The organism is Methylophilus flavus (assembly GCF_042678905.1).
Lineage (GTDB): Bacteria > Pseudomonadota > Gammaproteobacteria > Burkholderiales > Methylophilaceae > Methylophilus > Methylophilus flavus.
Genome location: NZ_JBHTLN010000001.1, coordinates 543,613 through 563,565 on the forward strand (window position 1 = coordinate 543,613; position 19,953 = coordinate 563,565).

General features: G+C 50.2%; 19 protein-coding genes. 1 reads left to right on the plus strand and 18 read right to left on the minus strand.

The genetic code is table 11. The annotated features are described in order from the left end of the window. Nucleotides 1–18: 18 nt before the first annotated feature. The 16 genes from ACFQ2T_RS02530 to leuC all read right to left on the minus strand — a co-directional run bounded on the left by ACFQ2T_RS02530 (nucleotide 19) and on the right by leuC (nucleotide 16,096). A complete protein-coding gene (locus ACFQ2T_RS02530; protein ID WP_379030040.1) occupies nucleotides 19–537 on the minus strand; it encodes a CvpA family protein in 519 nt (172 codons plus the stop codon). An 8-nt stretch (nucleotides 538–545) separates the two neighbouring features. Then, nucleotides 546–1,295 (minus strand): SPOR domain-containing protein, encoded by a 750-nt coding sequence (locus ACFQ2T_RS02535; protein ID WP_379030043.1) that lies wholly within the window; start codon nucleotides 1,293–1,295, stop codon nucleotides 546–548. Between the two features lie 56 nt (nucleotides 1,296–1,351). Next, nucleotides 1,352–2,647 carry a bifunctional tetrahydrofolate synthase/dihydrofolate synthase gene (gene folC, locus ACFQ2T_RS02540; RefSeq protein WP_379030046.1) on the minus strand — a complete coding sequence of 432 codons (1,296 nt, stop codon included), beginning with the start codon at nucleotides 2,645–2,647 and terminating at the stop codon, nucleotides 1,352–1,354. Further along, entirely contained in the window at nucleotides 2,647–3,510 is an 864-nt protein-coding gene (accD, locus tag ACFQ2T_RS02545; protein WP_379030049.1) for an acetyl-CoA carboxylase, carboxyltransferase subunit beta, read from the minus strand. The genes folC and accD overlap by 1 nt, the downstream gene beginning before the upstream one ends. 30 nt (nucleotides 3,511–3,540) lie before the next feature. After that, entirely contained in the window at nucleotides 3,541–4,341 is an 801-nt protein-coding gene (trpA, locus tag ACFQ2T_RS02550; RefSeq protein WP_379030052.1) for a tryptophan synthase subunit alpha, read from the minus strand. A gap of 29 nt (nucleotides 4,342–4,370) precedes the next feature. Beyond that, entirely contained in the window at nucleotides 4,371–5,573 is a 1,203-nt protein-coding gene (gene trpB, locus ACFQ2T_RS02555) for a tryptophan synthase subunit beta (RefSeq protein WP_379030054.1), read from the minus strand. Nucleotides 5,574–5,600: 27 nt separating this feature from the next. Beyond that, nucleotides 5,601–6,245, minus strand: coding sequence for a phosphoribosylanthranilate isomerase (locus ACFQ2T_RS02560; protein ID WP_379030057.1), 645 nt, complete (start codon nucleotides 6,243–6,245; stop codon nucleotides 5,601–5,603). A gap of 17 nt (nucleotides 6,246–6,262) precedes the next feature. After that, a complete protein-coding gene (truA, locus tag ACFQ2T_RS02565) occupies nucleotides 6,263–7,036 on the minus strand; it encodes a tRNA pseudouridine(38-40) synthase TruA (protein ID WP_379030060.1) in 774 nt (257 codons plus the stop codon). A gap of 200 nt (nucleotides 7,037–7,236) precedes the next feature. Then, nucleotides 7,237–10,212, minus strand: a complete 2,976-nt coding sequence (locus tag ACFQ2T_RS02570) for a FimV/HubP family polar landmark protein (protein ID WP_449288951.1) — start codon at nucleotides 10,210–10,212, stop codon at nucleotides 7,237–7,239. Between the two features lie 209 nt (nucleotides 10,213–10,421). Beyond that, the gene (gene asd, locus ACFQ2T_RS02575; protein WP_379030065.1) at nucleotides 10,422–11,534 is read right to left on the minus strand and encodes an aspartate-semialdehyde dehydrogenase; all 1,113 of its coding nucleotides are present in this window, start codon (nucleotides 11,532–11,534) and stop codon (nucleotides 10,422–10,424) included. 41 nt (nucleotides 11,535–11,575) lie between these two features. Beyond that, nucleotides 11,576–11,698: an entericidin A/B family lipoprotein gene (locus ACFQ2T_RS02580; RefSeq protein ID WP_379030068.1), complete on the minus strand. Its 123-nt coding sequence runs from the start codon at nucleotides 11,696–11,698 to the stop codon at nucleotides 11,576–11,578. Between the two features lie 18 nt (nucleotides 11,699–11,716). Beyond that, nucleotides 11,717–12,211 (minus strand): YajQ family cyclic di-GMP-binding protein, encoded by a 495-nt coding sequence (locus ACFQ2T_RS02585; RefSeq protein ID WP_379030071.1) that lies wholly within the window; start codon nucleotides 12,209–12,211, stop codon nucleotides 11,717–11,719. Between the two features lie 169 nt (nucleotides 12,212–12,380). Beyond that, nucleotides 12,381–12,692 carry a pyrimidine/purine nucleoside phosphorylase gene (gene ppnP, locus ACFQ2T_RS02590; RefSeq protein ID WP_379030074.1) on the minus strand — a complete coding sequence of 104 codons (312 nt, stop codon included), beginning with the start codon at nucleotides 12,690–12,692 and terminating at the stop codon, nucleotides 12,381–12,383. 103 nt (nucleotides 12,693–12,795) lie between these two features. Continuing rightward, nucleotides 12,796–13,866 (minus strand): 3-isopropylmalate dehydrogenase, encoded by a 1,071-nt coding sequence (leuB, locus tag ACFQ2T_RS02595; RefSeq protein WP_055831239.1) that lies wholly within the window; start codon nucleotides 13,864–13,866, stop codon nucleotides 12,796–12,798. 170 nt (nucleotides 13,867–14,036) lie between these two features. After that, on the minus strand, nucleotides 14,037–14,675 hold the full coding sequence (leuD, locus tag ACFQ2T_RS02600) for a 3-isopropylmalate dehydratase small subunit (protein WP_379030079.1): 639 nt from the start codon (nucleotides 14,673–14,675) through the stop codon (nucleotides 14,037–14,039). Nucleotides 14,676–14,689: 14 nt separating this feature from the next. Further along, complete coding sequence (gene leuC / locus ACFQ2T_RS02605) at nucleotides 14,690–16,096, minus strand: 3-isopropylmalate dehydratase large subunit (RefSeq protein WP_379030082.1); 1,407 nt, start codon at nucleotides 16,094–16,096, stop codon at nucleotides 14,690–14,692. A 132-nt stretch (nucleotides 16,097–16,228) separates the two neighbouring features. Between leuC and ACFQ2T_RS02610 the strand changes: the two genes are divergently transcribed. Continuing rightward, a complete protein-coding gene (locus ACFQ2T_RS02610; RefSeq protein ID WP_379030085.1) occupies nucleotides 16,229–17,014 on the plus strand; it encodes a helix-turn-helix transcriptional regulator in 786 nt (261 codons plus the stop codon). Between the two features lie 12 nt (nucleotides 17,015–17,026). Here ACFQ2T_RS02610 and cimA read toward each other — a convergent pair whose 3' ends face one another. Then, on the minus strand, nucleotides 17,027–18,604 hold the full coding sequence (gene cimA, locus ACFQ2T_RS02615) for a citramalate synthase (RefSeq protein ID WP_379030088.1): 1,578 nt from the start codon (nucleotides 18,602–18,604) through the stop codon (nucleotides 17,027–17,029). A 36-nt stretch (nucleotides 18,605–18,640) separates the two neighbouring features. After that, nucleotides 18,641–19,864: an argininosuccinate synthase gene (locus tag ACFQ2T_RS02620; protein ID WP_379030091.1), complete on the minus strand. Its 1,224-nt coding sequence runs from the start codon at nucleotides 19,862–19,864 to the stop codon at nucleotides 18,641–18,643. Nucleotides 19,865–19,953 lie beyond the last annotated feature (89 nt).

Consider the following 19,953-nt stretch of genomic DNA (forward strand, 5'->3'; position numbering starts at 1 on the left):
CCAAGACTAGATTACAAATTAAATGAGAGACTCATCCGCCTGCTGATGTTCCAAATGCACATGTTCAGCAATACTAGATGGTATCCACGGCAGCAAATTCAAGACCAGCACCTCAACAGGGGCACTTAACATGGCGTTGGTCCAGCGTGCATCCTTGGGAATATCGGTCATCGCAGCCAGCATCGCCAGTATGCAGACGATCAGTAAACCTTTGGCTGCACCAGCCAGGCCGCCCAGCACACGATTGAGGCCACCGAGGCCAACCGCCTTGATCAATGTCGTCAGTAGCACGGCAAACAGCGTGCACAAAAATAATACCGCTAAAAATACCAGCAGGAACGCCGCGATTGCTTTCACCGCTTCACCAGGCACTTGCTCCGGGATGTAGCTGATGACTTCACTGTTAAATTTGTTAGCCAGATAAAACGCCAGCACCCACCCGATCACAGAGAAGAGTTCGCGGATAGCACCGCGCATCAACCCGACCAGGATGGAAAAACCAATAATACCGAGTACTACATAATCAAAAATGGTCATTGCCAGATTCAGGATTTCGCCACAATGCCACTAAAACCGGCAGCTTCCAGTTTTTTCAATGCTGCCCCCGCTTCGTTACGCGTCGCATAGGTGCGCGACCGTAAGCGCAACTTGTTACCGGCAGCATCAACTTTATCGGTGGATGCTTCAAAACCGGCCTGCTTCAATTTGGTTTGCAGGTTTTCCAGATTGGCAGGGTCAGAAAACACGCCGAACTGCACATAAAACTTACCTGATACTTTATCGGAGGAAACTGGCTCTTCTTTAGCTACCGGCTTGCTCGCCGCGGCTTTGGGTTCTACTTTGGGTTCTACTTTGGGTTCTACTTTGGGTTCTACTTTGGGTTCTACTGTTTGAACTGGTTTCGCTACTGGTGGTTCAGCGACGCGGGCAGGTTCTGCCTGTGCGGTTTTGACTGGTGCAGAAGGAGCAGCAGGCGCTGCTGCGGGCACGTCTTCGATATGCGCAACGGGTGTTTCTGCGGGAGAGCTTGTTTTAGGTGAGGCACTCGAGGCCGGTGTCGCTTCTACATCCAGTTCGACATCGTCATCTGGCAGTTCCAGTATCGGTTCACGGTTGGCTTGTTGGTTGACGACAGTGATTTCGACATCGTCATGCGCCGGCTCTACCACCCTGTCTTTCAATACGAAAGGTAACACAATCAACATTAAAATCACCAGGGTGATGGCACCCACCAGCCGCCTGCGCGCCGTTTTCTTGAGGACCAGTTCCTTGTCTGTCAAAGTATCTCTTGCCATATTGTCTTAAATTCTCACTCGGATCATTTCACTGATCGCCAGCCAGATAGGCCGGGTTATGAAATCCATTGGTCAGGTGTTATTTCCAGAATGGCAGCCACGGTGAAGAATGAGCCGAACACGATAATTTTATCATTTTTTGCCGCTTTTTTATAACAGCTTCTTAATGCTGCTGGCAGATCCTGGTGTGCTTTTATTTGCTGCCCGGAAACCTTGTGAGCCAGGCATTCCTGCAGGTATTCAACGCTGGCAGCACGCGGATGTTGAATCGGCGCGATATCCCACTCATCAATGACATCATGCAGGATATCCACCACACCAGCGATATCTTTATCAGACAGCATGGAAAACACTGCAAATACCTGACCGCCCTCTGCGCTCAATTGCTGCAAATTACGTCGCAAGGCCCGCGCCGCATGCGGGTTGTGTGCCACATCGAGAATGACATCCGGTGAACGGTGCCAGTATTGAAAACGGCCAACCACTTCAGTGGCAGTCAATCCTTGCAGCAAATCTTCATCAGTGACAGGCAATTGGCTATGCAAGGCGCGCACCGCATAGATGGCACTGGCTGCGTTTTGCCACTGGTAGTCACCAAATAATCTTAGAGAGTCAACCGCCAATGCGCCCTGCGCATCCTGGTATTGAGCTTGTTGATTGCTACCGGCATCAATCCGGTAATCCACTCCCAAGCGCTTTAATGGCACACCCAATGCTGACACATAGTTAAGCAGTGAGACTGGCGGTTGGGAATCGCCGCAAATGGCGATCTGCTCTTTGCGATAAATCCCGGCTTTTTCATGCCCGATCAATTCGCGGGTATCGCCCAGGAACTCCATATGATCGAGATCGACATTAGTCACAATCGCACAATCGGCATCTACGATATTGACCGCATCCAGACGGCCACCAAGCCCTACTTCGAGAATAACGACATCCAGCGGTTGTTGCTCAAACGCCCATAACGCTGCCAGCGTTCCCATCTCAAAATAAGTCAAGGCAATTTCCTCACGCGCCAACTCGACGGCGGCGAATGCGGCACATAACACCTCATCGCTGATCAAGGCGCCATTCAGGCGTACACGTTCCTGGTATTGCACCAGATGCGGAGAGGTGTAGCAGCCAACGCGGTAGCCTGCGGTGGCATAAATACGCTCCAGCATGGCGCAGGTCGAGCCTTTGCCATTGGTGCCGCCGACGGTGATGACAGTAGAAGGGAATTCAAGCTGCAAGCGCGCTGCGACAGCCTGTACCCGGGACAATCCCATCTCTATCGATTTGGGATGCAATGATTCTATATAGCTAAGCCAAGCCTCGACTGTGACAGGCAGCTCGGGCAAGGGAAACGACATCAGGCAACTTTAGAAATATTCAGGAAACTGGCTAACAACTGGCTTAACTTCGCGCGCATTTCACGGCGGTCAACAATCATGTCAATCGCGCCGTGCGTCAACAGGAACTCGGCACGCTGGAAGCCTTCCGGCAAGGTTTCACGTACTGTCTGCTCAATCACGCGCGGGCCGGCAAAGCCAATCAGCGCATTCGGTTCAGCCACAATCACATCGCCCAGCATGGCAAAACTTGCCGAAACGCCACCCATGGTCGGGTCAGTCAATACAGAGATATACGGCAAGCCGGCTTCTGATAATTTGGTCAGGGCAGCACTGGTTTTAGCCATCTGCATCAATGACAGCAAGCCTTCCTGCATACGTGCGCCGCCGCTGGCAGACACGCAGATAAAAGCACACTTGTGTTCAATCGCGGCCTGTACACCTCGTACAAAGCGCTCACCCACCACGGAGCCCATGGAGCCACCCATAAATTTGAATTCGAATGCAGCCACGACTACCGGCACGCGTTCAACAGTACCGCGCATGACGATCAATGCATCTTTCTCTTTTACGTCACGTTGCGCGCTACGCATACGTTCCGCGTAAGTCTTGCTATCCTTGAATTTCAGGGCATCCACCGGCGTCACGTCGGCGCCGATTTCAACACGGTTTTCCGCGTCCAGGAATACATTCAGGCGCGCGCGAGCGCCAAGTCTGTGATGATGTCCGCACTGCGGGCACACCTCAAGGTTTGCGTCCAGATCGGTACGATAGAGTACGGTCTGGCAGGCATCACACTTATGCCAGAGTCCTTCCGGCATGTTTCTACGCTCGCCACTGACCGCACGTTTGATTTTTTGGGGGATTTTATCTAACCAGCTCATAGTTTCTCCTGCTCGAATAGTGTGATGACGCTAGGCAGCATCAATCGCAGTACGCAATTCTTTCATCAAAGCCTGCACATTAGGAATCAGGTTACAGGCATCTGACTGCTCAATCTCCAGCACCATGCGGCTACCGACGACAACCGCATCAGCAATGGCGGATACTTCACGCGCAGTCGCTGCATCTTTTACGCCAAAACCCACGCCAATAGGCAATGTGGTGCTCTGCCGGATTTCAGCAACGCGCTTTTTTACTTCGACAATATCCAGGTTACCCGCACCGGTCACGCCTTTGAGCGAGACATAGTAAAGAAAGCCAGTGGCCTGCTTCACAATCAACTCTGTACGCGCAGGCTCCGTCGTTGGGGATAACAGGAAAATACTGTCGATATCCGCTTGTGCCAGTTGCTGATTGAATTCTTCACACTCTTCCGGCGGATAATCTACTGTTAACACGCCATCCACACCGGCGTCTTTAGCCAGTTCAACGAATTGTGCCGCACCCATCGCTTCGATCGGGTTTGCGTAGCCCATTAACACAATGGGTGTTTTCTGGTTGGTTTCACGAAAGTCTTTGACCATTGCCAGTACTTTGCGCAATCCCATTTTATGCACCAGAGCACGTTCACTGGCACGCTGAATCACCGGGCCATCGGCCATCGGGTCAGAAAATGGCACGCCCAGTTCAATCACATCTGCACCAGACGCAACCAGCGCATGCAGCAAAGGTACGGTGTCATCAGGATGAGGATCACCAGCGGTAAAATAAGGAATCAGCGCTTTTTTCCCTTGCGCCTTGAGTTCAGCAAAAACAGATTGGATGCGAGACATAGCAAAGAATTCTTTTTTTATGGATAGGGCTACAGAGTGATATTAGATAGTTTCGCAACGGTATTAATGTCCTTGTCACCACGCCCGGACAGATTCACCAACACAGCCTGGTCAGGTGACATGGTTCTCGCCAGCTTCTCGCCATAGGCAAGTGCATGGCTGGATTCCATCGCCGGAATAATGCCTTCGGTACGACACAGTTGGTGAAAAGCGTTCATCGCCTCATCATCGGTGATCGCCACATATTCCGCACGCTTGATATCCTTCAGCCAGGCATGTTCAGGCCCTACACCAGGGTAGTCCAGGCCAGCAGAAATAGAGTGGGTTTCCACGATATTGCCATCTGCATCCTGCATCAGGTAAGTGCGGTTACCGTGCAATACGCCTATCGGGCTGTTCGCGGTCAGGGGCGCAGCATGGCTGCCGGTTTCAAGACCGTGACCTGCGGCTTCCACGCCAATCAGGCGCACACCTTCAACATCAATGTACGGGTAAAAAATACCCATCGCATTGGAACCACCACCGACACAGGCAACTACTGCATCCGGCTGGCGGCCTATCATTTCCTGCATCTGCTGCTTGGCTTCAATGCCGATCACGGCCTGGAAGTCACGCACCATCATCGGGTAAGGATGTGGTCCGGCAACTGTGCCGATGATGTAAAACGTATTCGAAATATTGGTGACCCAGTCACGCATTGCTTCATTCAATGCATCTTTCAGGGTTTTAGAGCCACTTTCCACCGGAATCACGGTCGCGCCCAGCAATTTCATGCGGAACACATTGGGTGCCTGGCGCTTGACATCCTCAGCACCCATATACACAACACACTCCAGGCCCAACCGGGCTGCAATGGTAGCAGTCGCAACGCCATGCTGGCCCGCGCCGGTTTCAGCGATCACACGCGGCTTACCCATGCGTTTGGCCAGCAATGCCTGGCCTATGGTGTTATTGATTTTGTGTGCGCCGGTATGGTTTAGATCTTCGCGCTTGAGGTAAATCTGTGCGCCGCCAATCTTGTCGGATAAGCGCTTGGCGTGGTAGATCGGGCTGGGACGACCAACAAAATGCTTGAGATCGTAAGCGAATTCAGCCAGAAACTCGGGATCGTGACGGTATTTTTCGTACATCACCCGTAACTCTTCCAGGGCTTCTACCAGGGTTTCTGCAACAAACACTCCGCCAAATGGGCCAAAATGGCCCCGCTTGTCTGGCATGTCATACACTTGCATGCGCTACTCCATATATCATTCTATTATTCAAACCGCCCTATTGCGAATCGCATCCTGCTGCATCACCAATTGCATGAATGCTGTTATTTTTTCCTGGGATTTAATCCCTTTTTGCGCTTCAACCCCGCCACTTACATCCACGGCATAGGGCTGAACCTGTTGTAAAGCTTGCGTGACATTATCAGGATTTAATCCACCGGCCAGAATCACCGGCTTTTGCATGCCTGCTGGAATCAAGGTCCAGTCGAATGTCTGCCCGGTACCGCCCACCGCTTTTTCTGAAAAAGTATCCAGCAGCAAGGCGGAAGCTGACGCAAAATCAAGCTCGCATTGTATCAAATTTAGTTCCGGTTTAACGCGGATTGCCTTGTAATAAGGCAGATTAAATTTCTCGCAATAGTCCGCTGCTTCATCGCCGTGAAACTGCAGGCAATCCAGTGAAGTCTCCGCCACAACCTGCTGCACTTCTGCAGCAGCAGCATTTACAAACAAGCCGACCTTACTGATGTAAGGTGGCAAGGTTTTCATGATGGCTTGCGCCTGCGACGCAGTGACGGCGCGCGGACTTGTCGCATAAAACACAAAGCCCAGCGCATCTGCCCCGGCATCGATGGCCGCCCATGCATCTTCCTGCCGTGTAATGCCACAAATTTTAACCCTGGTTCTTTTCATCTGTTTCATTCAGTTTATTAATCCCAAACAGTTTCGCATGGCGGCAGCTGCCAGACTGCATCATAAGTGACGCCGGTAAAATACAAGCCGTCAGGCATAAAGGTCGGTGGCGAAAGCGCCCTGTTCTTATTTTCCAGCAAGGCGCCAAAGGCGGATATGTCCAGCTTGCCTTGCCCTACATAGACCAATGCACCCACCACATTGCGGATCTGGTGTTGCAGAAAGGCATTCGCCTGGAAACTGAAAACAATATACTGGCCTTGCTGCTTGACCTCGGCACGGTGCATGGTGCGTATAGGGGAACTGGCCTGGCACTCACTGGCGCGAAACGCGCTGAAATCATGCTCACCCAGTAACAACTTTGCTGCTTGTTGCATAGGCGCTATATCCAGAGGTCTATGATACCAGCCCACACGCCCATGCTGACTGGCTGGCGCCACGGCATGGTTATAAAGCACATACTGGTAACTGCGTGCCCTGGCGCTAAACCTGGCATGAAATTCTTCAGCCACTTCACAAGCCCAGCGTACACGGACCCAGGGCGGCAGGTGTGCATTGGTGCCGCGCACCCAGGCAGTGTTCGGGCGCTGTACTGTCGTCTCAAAATGCCCAACCTGCATCAGTGCATGTACACCGGAATCGGTACGGCCTGCGGCATGCATCCTTACTTTTTCACCGGCCACCATCGCGATGGCATGTTCAACGGCATCCTGTACGCCACGGCCATTCGGCTGGCTTTGCCATCCCTGAAAATAAGCACCATGATATTCAATGCCAATCGCAATTTTCATGGCGCATAGTATAAGGGCTGTATGGCATAACGCCTAATTCTGGCCAGTATTAACTTGGCAAGTTTCCTTTCAAAATGCTGGAAAACGTTGACTGTTTGATTTAGCCATATGAGCGCCATAAGTTAAATTAATTCTTTGGGTGATTTACTTAGCAGCAATTATTTTTTACAAAGAAAAAGGCCGGTTACCCGGCCTTGTGTTTATGCGACTTTCTCAAGTAACTCACTGGCACGCTGTCGCTGGCGCTCGCCACCTTCGCTAAGCACCTCTTCGATCAGCTCTTTCGCACCTATCATATCTTCCATATCGATATAGGCCTGGATCAAATCCAGTTTGGTATTCACTTCTTCCGGCTCGCCATCAAACTCTGCAAGGCTATCCTCTGGCTTGGCACCTACATCGAGCGAAATCTCGGGGAAAGTGTTTTCTGTACTGAAACTGTCTTCCGGTACACGGCTAAGCCTGTCGTCATCGGTTGTATCCAGGCTGATCTCTTCAATCTCAACAGCATCATCCTCTTCCTGAGTTCTATTGAAAGCTGAATCATTTGGGCCACCCAGTTCAAGTGACAATTCCGGTAAAGATTCAAACACAGCATCATCGGATGAAAGTGTTTGTTCGCCGGTCGTGGATTGCGTTCTATCCGGACGACGGTTTTCAAAACCTGTGGACTCTTCATCAAGATTCAGTGAAGGTAAATCCAATGCCTTAGGTGTCAACTCAGCATCATTCGCTGGATACAATTCAGCGGCTGGTTCAGCGGTTTCTGCCGGGACATCCGGCTCAAACTTGAAATCACTTTCGTCAGGCACGTCTAAGACTGAATCGCTTTCCAGACGGTCTGCAGGCGTATTTTTTTCTTCAGCGACTTCTGGCAAAGAGTCTTCCAGTGCTGGCTCTGTGAATGCTGGCAAAGCGTCTGCCCGTTCACCCCTATCAAAAGACTCATCATTCAGAGGTGCGTCAACCAAAGACTTATTCACTGGTGTGTCATCAGGCACACTGAAATCTGTCTGCAACTCTGCAAATTTTTCCGGTGCTGTCTCACTGGGTGATTCTATGGATAAGTCATCAACAATCGAGGGCTCGGTCACGCTTCTTGCAGGCTTGTCGGATGACTCGAATTCAAGCGCTGGCGCTTCAAAATTAAAGTGATACCCCTGCTCTGCATTCTCCGCTTCAACCACAGGCGCTTCAGCACTTGAATTATCCAGTGCCGGCATTTGGTAAAGTGAATTCTCCGAGTCAAGCTTTTGCCCCATGGCAACCACTTTAGACCAGGTCTGGTCGCTAGGGCCGACATTGGCATACACTTCACCTGCCAGCGACTCAAATGCACCCTTGTTGTTAGTGCTTTGGTAAATCTCAAGCAGCTTCAGCTTGAGTTCCTGGCGTTCCGGGTCTTTCTGGATCGCATCTTTGAGTATCTCTTCCGCCTGCGCATCACGTCCATAGGCCATGTAGACTTCAGCTTCTGCAATCGGATCCACATCGTGTGAATCTATCATGCCACCAACACCACTTTGCGAGAAGTCAGTCAGGAACGAGGTATCGCCTGAAGCTGCCTGTGTATCACCGAACACTGTATTGTTCTGCATTTCAGTGGCAGGCGCAGTCAGTATCGCATCTTCAAAAGTATCGATCTCTTTTTTGCGGCGTATCCTGATCAGTGCCCACACGCAAATCAGAATCGGCAGTGCAATCAATGCCCATGGCAAGACAGGGCTGATATTCTTTAAGCGCTGCAGCAGTACCTGCATGAATGAAGGTTGCTCAGGCTCGACTGCTGGATCTATAGCTGCCGGATCTACGGGTGCTTTTTCAGGGACTGGCGTTGCCAGTTCTGTTGCTGGGGCTGGCAGCACTTCAGCAGGCACAGGCTTGTTTTCAGTGGCAGCAGGTGTTTCAGCTTTAGGCTCTGGTGTTTTGGCTTCTGGACTCGTGGCTTGCGCAGCGTTTTTCTCAGCCTGCGACAGTGCATTATTCTTCAACTCCATCAACTTCTTCATGTCCGCTACCTGTTTTTCCAGGGCTGCGGCACGAGACTGTTCTTCCTTGATGGCATTTTCTTTGGCGGTGGCTTCTTCCTGGGCAGCATTAGCTGCAGCCTTGGCAGCCGCTTTATCTGTCTGCGTACCAGACTTTTCATCACCTGTCGATAATTTCAGTACATCTTTGCCAGCAGGGGCCTGTGGCACAGGTTTTTCCTGCGCACTGCCTATCTTGCCAGCGGATTGCTGTGTGTTGCCACCAGTTTCACTGGCAGCGGAATTCTTCACTACATTGGACAAGGCATTTTTATAAGCAAGCCAGTTCGTGTTGTGCTCAGCCACCAGGTTTTTGGCCTGCTGGTTACTGATGGCATTCAAGGCGGCCTGATCTGGCATGCGGATGATCTTGCCAACCTTGAGGCGGTTCATGTTTTTGCCATCAAACGCATCCTGGTTAGAGCGGTACAGCGCTGCCAGCATTTGCTCTACACTGACGTTGTCCGGTTTCATTTGCCGGGCAATTGCATACAAAGTATCGCCCCGCTCTGTGGTCAGAGGGTCTGGTGTGGCAAGGTTATCTGCTGGTGGCTCAGCCGGTGTACTTGGCTTTGGCGACTCTGCGCGAGCCGTTGCCGGTTTTTTGGTAGCAGGCTTGCTAGCCTCGGGTTTTGCAGATTCAACGGCAGGTGCGGCAGTCGCTTTAGGGGCTTCTGCAGCTACTGGCGGTTGGGCGGTAACCGGTAAGCCTGTCGACTCCGACACATAGTTCGAGTTGAATCCTGGCGGGTCCAGCAACAAGGTGTATTCTTTGACCAGTCGCCCGGTCGGCCAATCTACCTGGATCAGCATATCCAGAAAGGCTTCGGTAATCGGTTGTGAACTGGTGAGTTTAAGGATGGGCTGACCCTTGCTATTGTTGCCAACCTCAATCTGAATATATGGGTAAGAAGCAGGTTTTTCCAGCATCTGATCCTGGTACACCTGATCATCAGCTAGCGCGGCCTGGATACTGTTTAATTCGCCTGGCGCAACCGCCAGTAATTCAATTTCTGCATTCAGTGGCTCCCCCAGCTTTGAAGTGGAGGTCATTGTTCCCAGACCTGCAGCATGCGCAACAATTGCTGCGCTCAAGCTCAACCCCAGACTTAATGTAAAGGCTAATTTTTTTAATTTAAATTTAGGCACCGTTTAACCCTTGTCATTCATGGCGATTGTCAACATAGCATCAATCAGTAAGCCACGCAAGCACGCCAATTGCCAGCCTGCACGCCGCAAACTTACCTTGCTCGGACTCTATCATCCATTAAACCTGAATGCATACAAAACAAAAGCCCGAAAAGACCATGATTTCATTAACAAATCATGGCTTTACGGGCTGCAATTTAATTAATTACTTAAGCTTCAACCAGAATACGTAACATGCGGCGCAGAGGTTCAGCTGCGCCCCAGAGTAACTGGTCGCCAACGGTAAAAGCTGACAGGTATTCGCCACCCATCGCCAGCTTGCGCAAGCGGCCTACCGGGGTTGTTAACGTACCTGTCACGGCCGCAGGGGTTAATTCACGCATGCTGACTTCGCGCTCATTAGGGATGACTTTGGCCCACTGGTTGGCTTCTGCCAGCATCTGGTTGATTTCATCCAGCGGTACATCCTGGCGCAACTTCAGGGTTAAGGCTTGCGAATGGCAACGCATTGCACCAATGCGCACGCAGAGACCATCAATCACAATCGGGTTGGCTTCACGACCCAGAATTTTATTGGTCTCTACACCGCCCTTCCATTCTTCCTTGCTTTGGCCGTTACCCAGATCCTTATCAATCCACGGGATCAGGCTACCAGCCAAAGGCACACCAAAGTTGGAGGTTGGTAACTCACTGCTACGAATGGTGTCGGCAACGGTTTTATCAATCTCAAGAATCGCTGTAGCAGGATCAGCCAGCAGGTTTGCCGCGGACGCATGAATCACGCCCATTTGTGAAATCAACTCACGCATGTTTTGTGCACCGGCACCTGAGGCTGCCTGGTAAGTCATCGAAGTGGCCCACTCCACCAGATCCGCCTTGAACAGACCGTTCAAAGCCATCAGCATCAGGGAAACCGTACAGTTACCACCGATCCAGTTTTTGCCACCCTGGCTCAATGCATCCTTGATCACATGCATATTGACCGGGTCAAGAATCACCACTGCATCTTTTTCCATACGCAAAGTAGAAGCGGCATCAATCCAGTGACCATTCCAGCCACTGCTGCGCAACTGGGGAAAAATCTCACTAGTGTAATCACCGCCCTGGCAAGACACAATCGCATCCATTTTGCTCAGTTCAGCAATATTCCTGGCATCTTTTAGCGCAGGCGAATCCTTGCCCACTTTGGGCGCAGCGCCACCCGTTTGTGATGTGGTGAAAAACTGCGGCTCCATATCTGCAAAATCGTTCTCTTGCACCATGCGTTGCATGAGCACAGAGCCCACCATACCGCGCCAACCTACAAACCCTACTTTTAGCATGTGATCTCGTTATTCTCGCCGGTCAACCCGGCATCAAAACATTATTCGGAGGCCTTTTTCTGTACAGCTTCACCAGCTTTTTCCATATCCTTGCCCACACCGTTCATTGTATTGCAACCTGCCAACACCATCGTCGCTACCAGCAGCATCATTAACTTTTTCATTTATTTTCTCCTTAAAAATTAATCTCTGAAATTACCAAACTTCAACGGAAAATCCGTCACACTCTTTTTAACATACGCAATGGCTTCCTGCAATAAATCGCGTTTAGCACCATTGACACGCACTGTATCGCCTTGAATAGTGGCTTGCACTTTCATTCCGCTGTCTTTGATCAGCTTGGTGATTTTCTTGGCTAAATCGCTATCAATACCATCTTGCACGCGCAGATCCTGTTTCACCTTGTTACCTGAGACTTTTTGTACGTCCTTGTGTTCCAGTCGCTTAGATGATTCAGGTTCTTTCTTTTCCATTGATGGAAGCAAAATATCTTTTATCTGGTCCAGTTGAAAGTCATTGTCACCAAACAAGGTGATCACTTTGTCTTTTTCGTTGAACTCAACCTTGGCTGATGTACCTTTGAAATCGTAACGATTGGTGATCTGCTTAATTGAAGCATCAATCGAGTTTTTTAAGTTGACCATATCAACTTCAGAAGTAATATCAAAACTTGGCATTTATTTTTCTCCTACTCCAACTAGAAATTGCGCAGCTTGAGCAAGGCACGTAAGCGCAGGCAGTACATATGAGTACGACAAGCTTGCATAACGCCGCTCAAGCAAGCAAGTTCGGTTGGCTTTAGTACGACAGGCGCTAACAAAACCGCTCTGCCGAGCAATCACACAATTATTCGAAATGGCAGACGTAGTCTACGGTCTCTAATACTTCAATATCAAAAGAAGAATTACCCACCACTGTGAACTTCTCACCTGCTTTATAAGTGGTCCAGTTTTCTTCATCTTTCAGGCGCACTTTACAGACACCATCATTAATTTCCATCAACTCTGGCGAGCCGGTATTGAAGGTCAAAGTGCTCGGGAAAATTACACCCACGGTACAGCGTGTACCGTTCGGGAACAGCACAGTGTGACTCACACACTTGCCATCAAAATAAACATTTGCTTTCTTTTTAACGCTGACATTATCAAATTGTGCCATTTTAAATTCCTGATTAATTTCAATGTGTCGCCAATAAAAGCGCGACTATATCACACCTGAAAACAGAGAGCGCGCGATGCAATGCAAGGCGCGCGCAGCCTTTTTACATCGCAGCCACGATCTGGTCACCCATTTCAGAACAGGATACACGCTTGGTGCCCTCTTCATAGATGTCACCGGTACGGTAGCCTGCTGCCAACACTTTCTTCACTGCATTTTCAATGCGGGTCGCCGCAGCTTCATTATCAAAGCTGTAGCGCAACATCATCGCCGCAGACAAAATAGTCGCAATCGGGTTAGCCAGGTTTTTACCCGCAATATCTGGCGCAGAACCGTGTGATGGCTCGTACAAGCCCTGCTTGCTCTCATTCAGCGAAGCTGACGCCAGCATGCCGATGGAGCCTGTCAGCATAGATGCTTCATCAGACAGGATATCGCCAAAGATATTACCCGTCACCATCACATCAAACTGTTTCGGGTTACGGATCAGCTGCATTGCCGCGTTATCCACATACATATGGCTTAATTCCACTTCCGGATATTCTTTAGCGACATCAATCACGATCTCTTTCCAGAATTCAGTGGTTTCCAATACGTTGGCTTTATCGACTGAACACAGTTTTTTGCCACGCTTCATGGCGATTTCAAATGCCACATGCGCAATGCGGCGTACTTCCGGCTCGCTGTAGATCATGGTGTTGAAACCTTCGCGCACACCCTCTTCATTAGTGCGAATGCCGCGCGGCTGGCCGAAATAGACATCGCCGGTCAATTCACGCACGATCATGATATCCAGGCCGGCAACGACTTCCGGTTTCAAGGTTGACGCATTCGCCAGTTCCGGGAATAGCACTGCCGGACGCAGGTTGGCAAACAAACCCAAGTCTTTACGAATAGCCAGTAATCCGCGCTCAGGACGCAATGGACGGTCCAGCGTATCGTATTGTGGACCACCTACAGCGCCCAGCAACACGGCATCCGCGGCCCTACAGATTTTCTGCGTAAACTCAGGGTATGGGTGACCGTACTGGTCATAAGCCTGGCCGCCTAAGGGCGCTTCGGTGAAGGTCATATCCAGACCATCTTTTTTCAATACTTCAAGCACGCGCAAGGCTTGCGCAACGATTTCCGGGCCGATGCCGTCACCGGGTAAAACTGCAATATTTAATGCCATAGGTTTATCCTAAATAATTATTCTATGATGTGAGAAGCCATCAGAAACCGTCGCGAGCGATTGAGTGGCAAGGCATCCGGAGCACAGAAACCGGAATGTACAAAAGTACATGAGGATTTCGAGCACCGCGTAACGAAGTCACTCAATTGCGCAGCAGGTTTATATGGTTTCTATGCGAATAGCCAGGGTTGAGCGGCTTTATGTTTTATCTCAAACGCCTTGATCTCATCCGCATGCTGCAAGGTCAGGCCGATTTCATCCAGGCCATTCAGCAGGTTGTGCTTGCGGGTCGGGGTGATCTCAAAGCTGAATGACTGACCTGAAGGCGTAGTCACCGTTTGTGAAACCAGATCGACATTCAGCGAGTAACCTTCATTTGCCTGGCACTCCTTGAACAGGATATCCACTTGTTCGGCAGAAGCGACAATCGGCAAGATACCGTTTTTGAAACAGTTATTAAAGAAGATATCAGCAAAACTAGGCGCAATAATCACGCGAAAACCCTGGTCTTCAATCGCCCATGGCGCATGCTCACGTGAAGAGCCACAGCCAAAGTTATCACGTGCCAGCAACACCTGCGCGCCTTGATAGCGTGGCTGGTTCAGCACGAAATCCTTATTCAAAGGACGTGTGCTGCAATCCATGCCAGGTTCGCCATAGTTGGTATAGCGCCACTCATCGAACAGGTACGGGCCAAAGCCTGAACGTTTGATGGATTTCAGGAATTGCTTGGGAATAATCGCATCGGTATCGACGTTTGCGCGATCCAGAGGACAAACCAGACCGTTAATAGTGGTAAATGCTTTCATACGGTGTTCTCCTTTTATACGCTGCGCACGTCAACGAAATGACCGGCAATCGCAGCTGCCGCTGCCATTTCCGGGCTGACCAGATGTGTTCGCCCACCAGGGCCTTGACGGCCTTCAAAGTTACGGTTAGAAGTTGAAGCACAACGCTCACCCGGCTCCAGGCGATCGGCATTCATCGCCAGGCACATGGAACAGCCTGGCTCACGCCATTCAAAACCTGCATCAATAAATACTTTATCCAGGCCTTCAGCCTCGGCCTGGCGCTTCACCTGGCCGGAACCTGGCACGACCATTGCCAGTTTGATATTGCCGGCGACTTTTTTGCCTTTGGCAACGCCTGCTGCTGCACGCAGGTCTTCAATACGTGAATTGGTACAGGAACCAATAAATATCTTATCCAGCTTGATTTGATCAAGTGGCGTATTGGCATCAAGCCCCATGTATTTCAGCGCATTTTCAATACTGGTACGCTTGGTCGCATCGCCTTCCTGTTGCGGATCCGGCACATTTGATCCTATCGGCAACACTTGCTCAGGCGAAGTACCCCAGGTCACTTGTGGCGCAATTTCGGCGCCTTTCAGTTCAACCACCGCATCATATTGTGCATCGGCATCGGATTGCAGGGTTTTCCAGTAGGCAACCGCCGTGGTCCAGTTTTCACCTTTTGGCGCATGCAGACGGCCTTCAAGATAAGCAGCGGTTTTCTCATCAGGCGCCACAATACCGGCACGTGCACCTGCTTCGATCGCCATATTACACAGCGTCATACGGCCTTCCATGGATAAACCACGGATGACTTCGCCCCCAAACTCAATCGCATAACCAGTGCCGCCAGCGGTACCTATCTTGCCGATAATCGCCAGCGCGACATCTTTAGCAGTCACGCCTTTACCAAGCTGACCATCCACTTTCACCAGCATGCGTTTGGACTTTTTAGCCACCAGTGTTTGCGTTGCCATCACATGCTCAACTTCAGAAGTGCCGATACCATGTGCCAGCGCACCAAATGCACCATGGGTTGAAGTATGGCTATCGCCACAAACCACTGTCATGCCAGGAAGGGTCGTACCGTTTTCAGGCCCGATCACATGGATAATGCCCTGATCTTTGTTTTTGAAAGGAAAATACACCAAGGCACCAAATTCCTTGATATTGCTATCCAATGTTTCCACCTGCAGGCGCGAGATCGGGTCTTCGATCCCTTTATCCCAATCTTTGGTCGGTGTGTTGTGATCAGGGTTAGCCACGATGGATGAATTGCGCCATGGCTTACGGCCAGCGATGCGTAGCCCTTCAAAGGCTTGCGGGCTGGTGACTTCATGTACCAGATGCCGATCGATATAAATCAGACAGGTGCCGTCTGGTTCCTCACGCACCACATGTGAATCCCATAATTTGTCGTATAGCGTCTTGCCTGCCATGACTGTTCCTTTCAAATCCAAGCGATCAAATCTTAATAAATTGATAAAACACGCGCAGAATACCTAAATTTCAATACCCTTACAAGAAGATGATTTATACTAGTATTGACACTAATAGGATAATAAAATCAAATGGATACAAGACGCCAGGAACTGGCTGAATTTCTGCAAGCGATGCGCCAGCGTGGTAGCCCTGAAGAATTCGGTTTTCCCTCAGGTTCTCGCCGCCGCACCCAGGGTTTGCGCCGTGAAGAAGTTGCGCAATTGGCAGGCATCAGTGCCACCTGGTATACCTGGATTGAACAGGCACGCGAAATCAATGTATCGTCAGAAGCCTTGGATAGACTAGCGACTGCTTTAAAACTCAGCAAAACCGAGCGCAGTTATTTATTTGATATGGCCGACCGGCGTGATCCGCAGGCACATCAAAGCGAAGTAGATACCGCGCCGGAAACATTAGTGAGCATATTAAGCCAGATACAAGTCCCGGCATACATCATGGGCCGCACGTGGGATATCCTGGCCTGGAATCAGGCCGCGACCAACCTGTTCAGCGGCTTGTTGGATATCCAATGGCGCGAAGGTCAGCACCCTAACCTGCTCCGGTTTGTGTTCGCCAATCCTGCCGCCAGGCAATTTGTCGTTAACTGGGAAATGCGTGGTCGCCGGCTTGTCGCCGAATTCAGGGCTGATTGCCGTTCGCGGCTGGAAGAACCGGAAGTGAAACAACTGGTGGATGAACTCAGTACCAGCAGCCCTGAATTTGACCGCTTCTGGAAACAGCATGATGTGCTGGAAAGACAAGGTGGGCAACGTGAGTTTCAGCATCCGAGCTTAGGATTGATCCAGTTTCAGCAAGTGACACTTAGACTGGTTGAACAGGAACAGCTTAAACTGGTGTTACTGCAACCGGTGTAACAGTGAATAGAGTTACACTTTTTTAGTCTTGAAAAGTTTGTATTCAATCGCATCTTTGAGCGCCAGCCACGAAGCCTCGAGAATGTCTGATGATACGCCTATCGTGGTCCAGTTGCTCTGCTGGTCAGTAGATTCGATCATGACCCGCACTTTAGCCGCTGTGGCCAGATTAGAATCCAGCACGCGTACCTTGTAATCAATCAGTTTGATATCTTTGATGATAGGGTAAAAAGGCTCCAGCGCTTTGCGCATGGCCTTATCCAGCGCATACACTGGTCCGTCACCGTAGGCTGTCACTTCCGATTCCTGGTTATCGACATAAATATGCACGGTGGCAGAAGAGTTGATGCCATTCACCGAAGGTTCATGAATATAAACGCTATATTGTTTCAACCTGAAAAACGGCTGAAACTTGCCCAGCAATTTCTGCATCAGCAAATCAAATGAGCTTTCTGCACTCTCAAACTGGTAGCCCTCATGCTCCAGTGCTTTCAAGTGTTCAAGTATCTGGATAGCTTCATCAGACTCTTTGGTCAGGGTCGGATCTATCTGTTGCAGTTTATTCAGGATAGCCCCGCGCCCTGCCACCTCAGACACCAGGATATGCCGTTCATTACCGACCATATTCGGGCTGACATGCTCATAAGACTTGGGATTTTTATTGACCGCGTCTATGTGCATGCCGCCTTTGTGCGAAAACGCATCGTGGCCTACATAAGGCGCTTTATCGTTAAAAGTGACATTCGCCACTTCACTGACAAAGCGTGCGGCAGTAGTCAGTTCAGCCAACTGGGCTGAAGAAATGCATTCCAGCCCTAGTTTCAGTTGCACATTTGGAATGATGGACACCAGATTGGCATTGCCGCAACGCTCCCCGATGCCATTGATGGTGCCTTGTACCTGCACCGCACCTGCCTGCACCGCAGCGACAGAATTTGCCACTGCCATTTCGCAATCATTATGGCAATGAATACCAATTTCTAAGGTGGGAAAACGCGCAACGACTGCCTGGGTGATTTCAAAAATCTCGTTGGGAAATGTCCCGCCATTGGTATCGCACAATGCCAACACATTTGCACCGGCATCAGCCGCTGCCTGCAAAGTATTCAGCGCGTACACGGCATTTGCTTTGTAGCCATCGTAGAAGTGTTCGGCATCGAACACAACTTCTTTATCCTGCGATTTGAGAAAGGCAATCGTATCGCCTATCATCGCCAGGTTTTCTTCAAGTGTAGTACGCAGAATATCGGTCACCTGGTAATCCCAGCTTTTGCCGAAAATGGCGACCGCCTGGGTATTGGCAGATAACAAGGACTGCAGATTTTTATCTTCGGCAGCTGTAATGCCTATGCGGCGCGTACTGCCAAACGCAATAATTTTGGCATGTTGCAAATTCAGCTCGCCGACACGTGCGAAAAACTCTAAATCTTTTGGGTTGGAACCTGGGTTGCCGGCTTCGATGTAGCCTATGCCTAGTTTGTCCAGGCGTTGCACGATTTTGAGTTTATCCTCTACTGAAAACGAAACACCCTGCGCTTGTGCTCCATCGCGCAGGGTTGAATCATAAGCAATCACACGTTGCCTGGACATAAGGGTTATTTGTTAGCGGTCATTTTTTGCGCTGGGTTATTTTTTGCGTAAGTGCAAATTCGCTGCAATACGCATACGCAAAGCATTCAGCTTGATAAAGCCGCCGGCATCTTTCTGGTCGTACGCGCCTTTGTCATCTTCAAAGGTAGCAATGGTTGAGTCAAACAGCGAATCTGTTTTACTGTCACGGCCAACCACAATCACATTGCCTTTATACAGCTTCACGCGCACCCAGCCATTGACGGTTGCCTGCGTGTGGTCTATCAATGTTTGCAGCGCAACACGTTCCGGGCTCCACCAGTAACCGTTGTAGATCAGGCTGGCGTAGCGTGGCATCAGATCATCTTTCAGGTGCGCCACTTCACGGTCCAGCGTAATACTTTCAATTGCACGGTGTGCCTTGAGGATGATGGTACCGCCAGGAGTTTCGTAACAACCACGCGATTTCATGCCGACATAGCGGTTTTCTACAAGATCCAACCGACCAATACCATGCTTGCCGCCGATACGGTTTAACTCAGCCAGAATTTCGTGTGCTTTCATGGATTTGCCATTCAAGGCAACGATATCACCGTTCTTGAATTCAATATCCAGGTACTCTGCTGCATCAGGCGCTTTTTCAGGCGACACTGTCCAGCGCCACATATCTTCTTCGGCTTCGGCAGAAGGGTCTTCCAGGTGACGGCCTTCATAAGAAATATGCAACAGATTGGCATCCATGGAATATGGACTGCCGCCTTGCTTGTGTTTCATTTCAACTGGGATGCTGTGCTTTTCAGCGTACGCCAGCAGTTTTTCGCGGGATAACAAATCCCACTCACGCCACGGGGCGATGATCTGGATATTCGGATTTAACGCATAAGCACCCAGTTCAAAACGCACCTGGTCGTTACCTTTACCGGTCGCGCCATGTGAAATGGCATCCGCTTTGGTTTCGTTGGCGATTTCAATCAGGCGCTTGGCGATCAGGGGACGTGCGATAGACGTACCCAGCAGGTATTCACCTTCATAAACTGTGTTGGCACGGAACATAGGGAACACGAAGTCACGCACAAACTCTTCTCGCAGGTCATCAATATAGATTTCCTTAACACCAAATTTTTGTGCTTTTTCGCGCGCCGGTTCCAGCTCTTCGCCCTGGCCCAGGTCAGCGGTAAAAGTCACCACTTCACATTGATAGGTGTCTTGTAACCACTTCAAGATCACTGAAGTATCCAACCCACCGGAGTAGGCCAATACGGCTTTTTTAATATCGCTCATTAATGCATGTTTCCTTAAAAACGTTTACCTAAAGTGGCACGCAGTCACAGAGAAAAATCTCTGGTATCGTGCCGACAAGGTCAATCAAT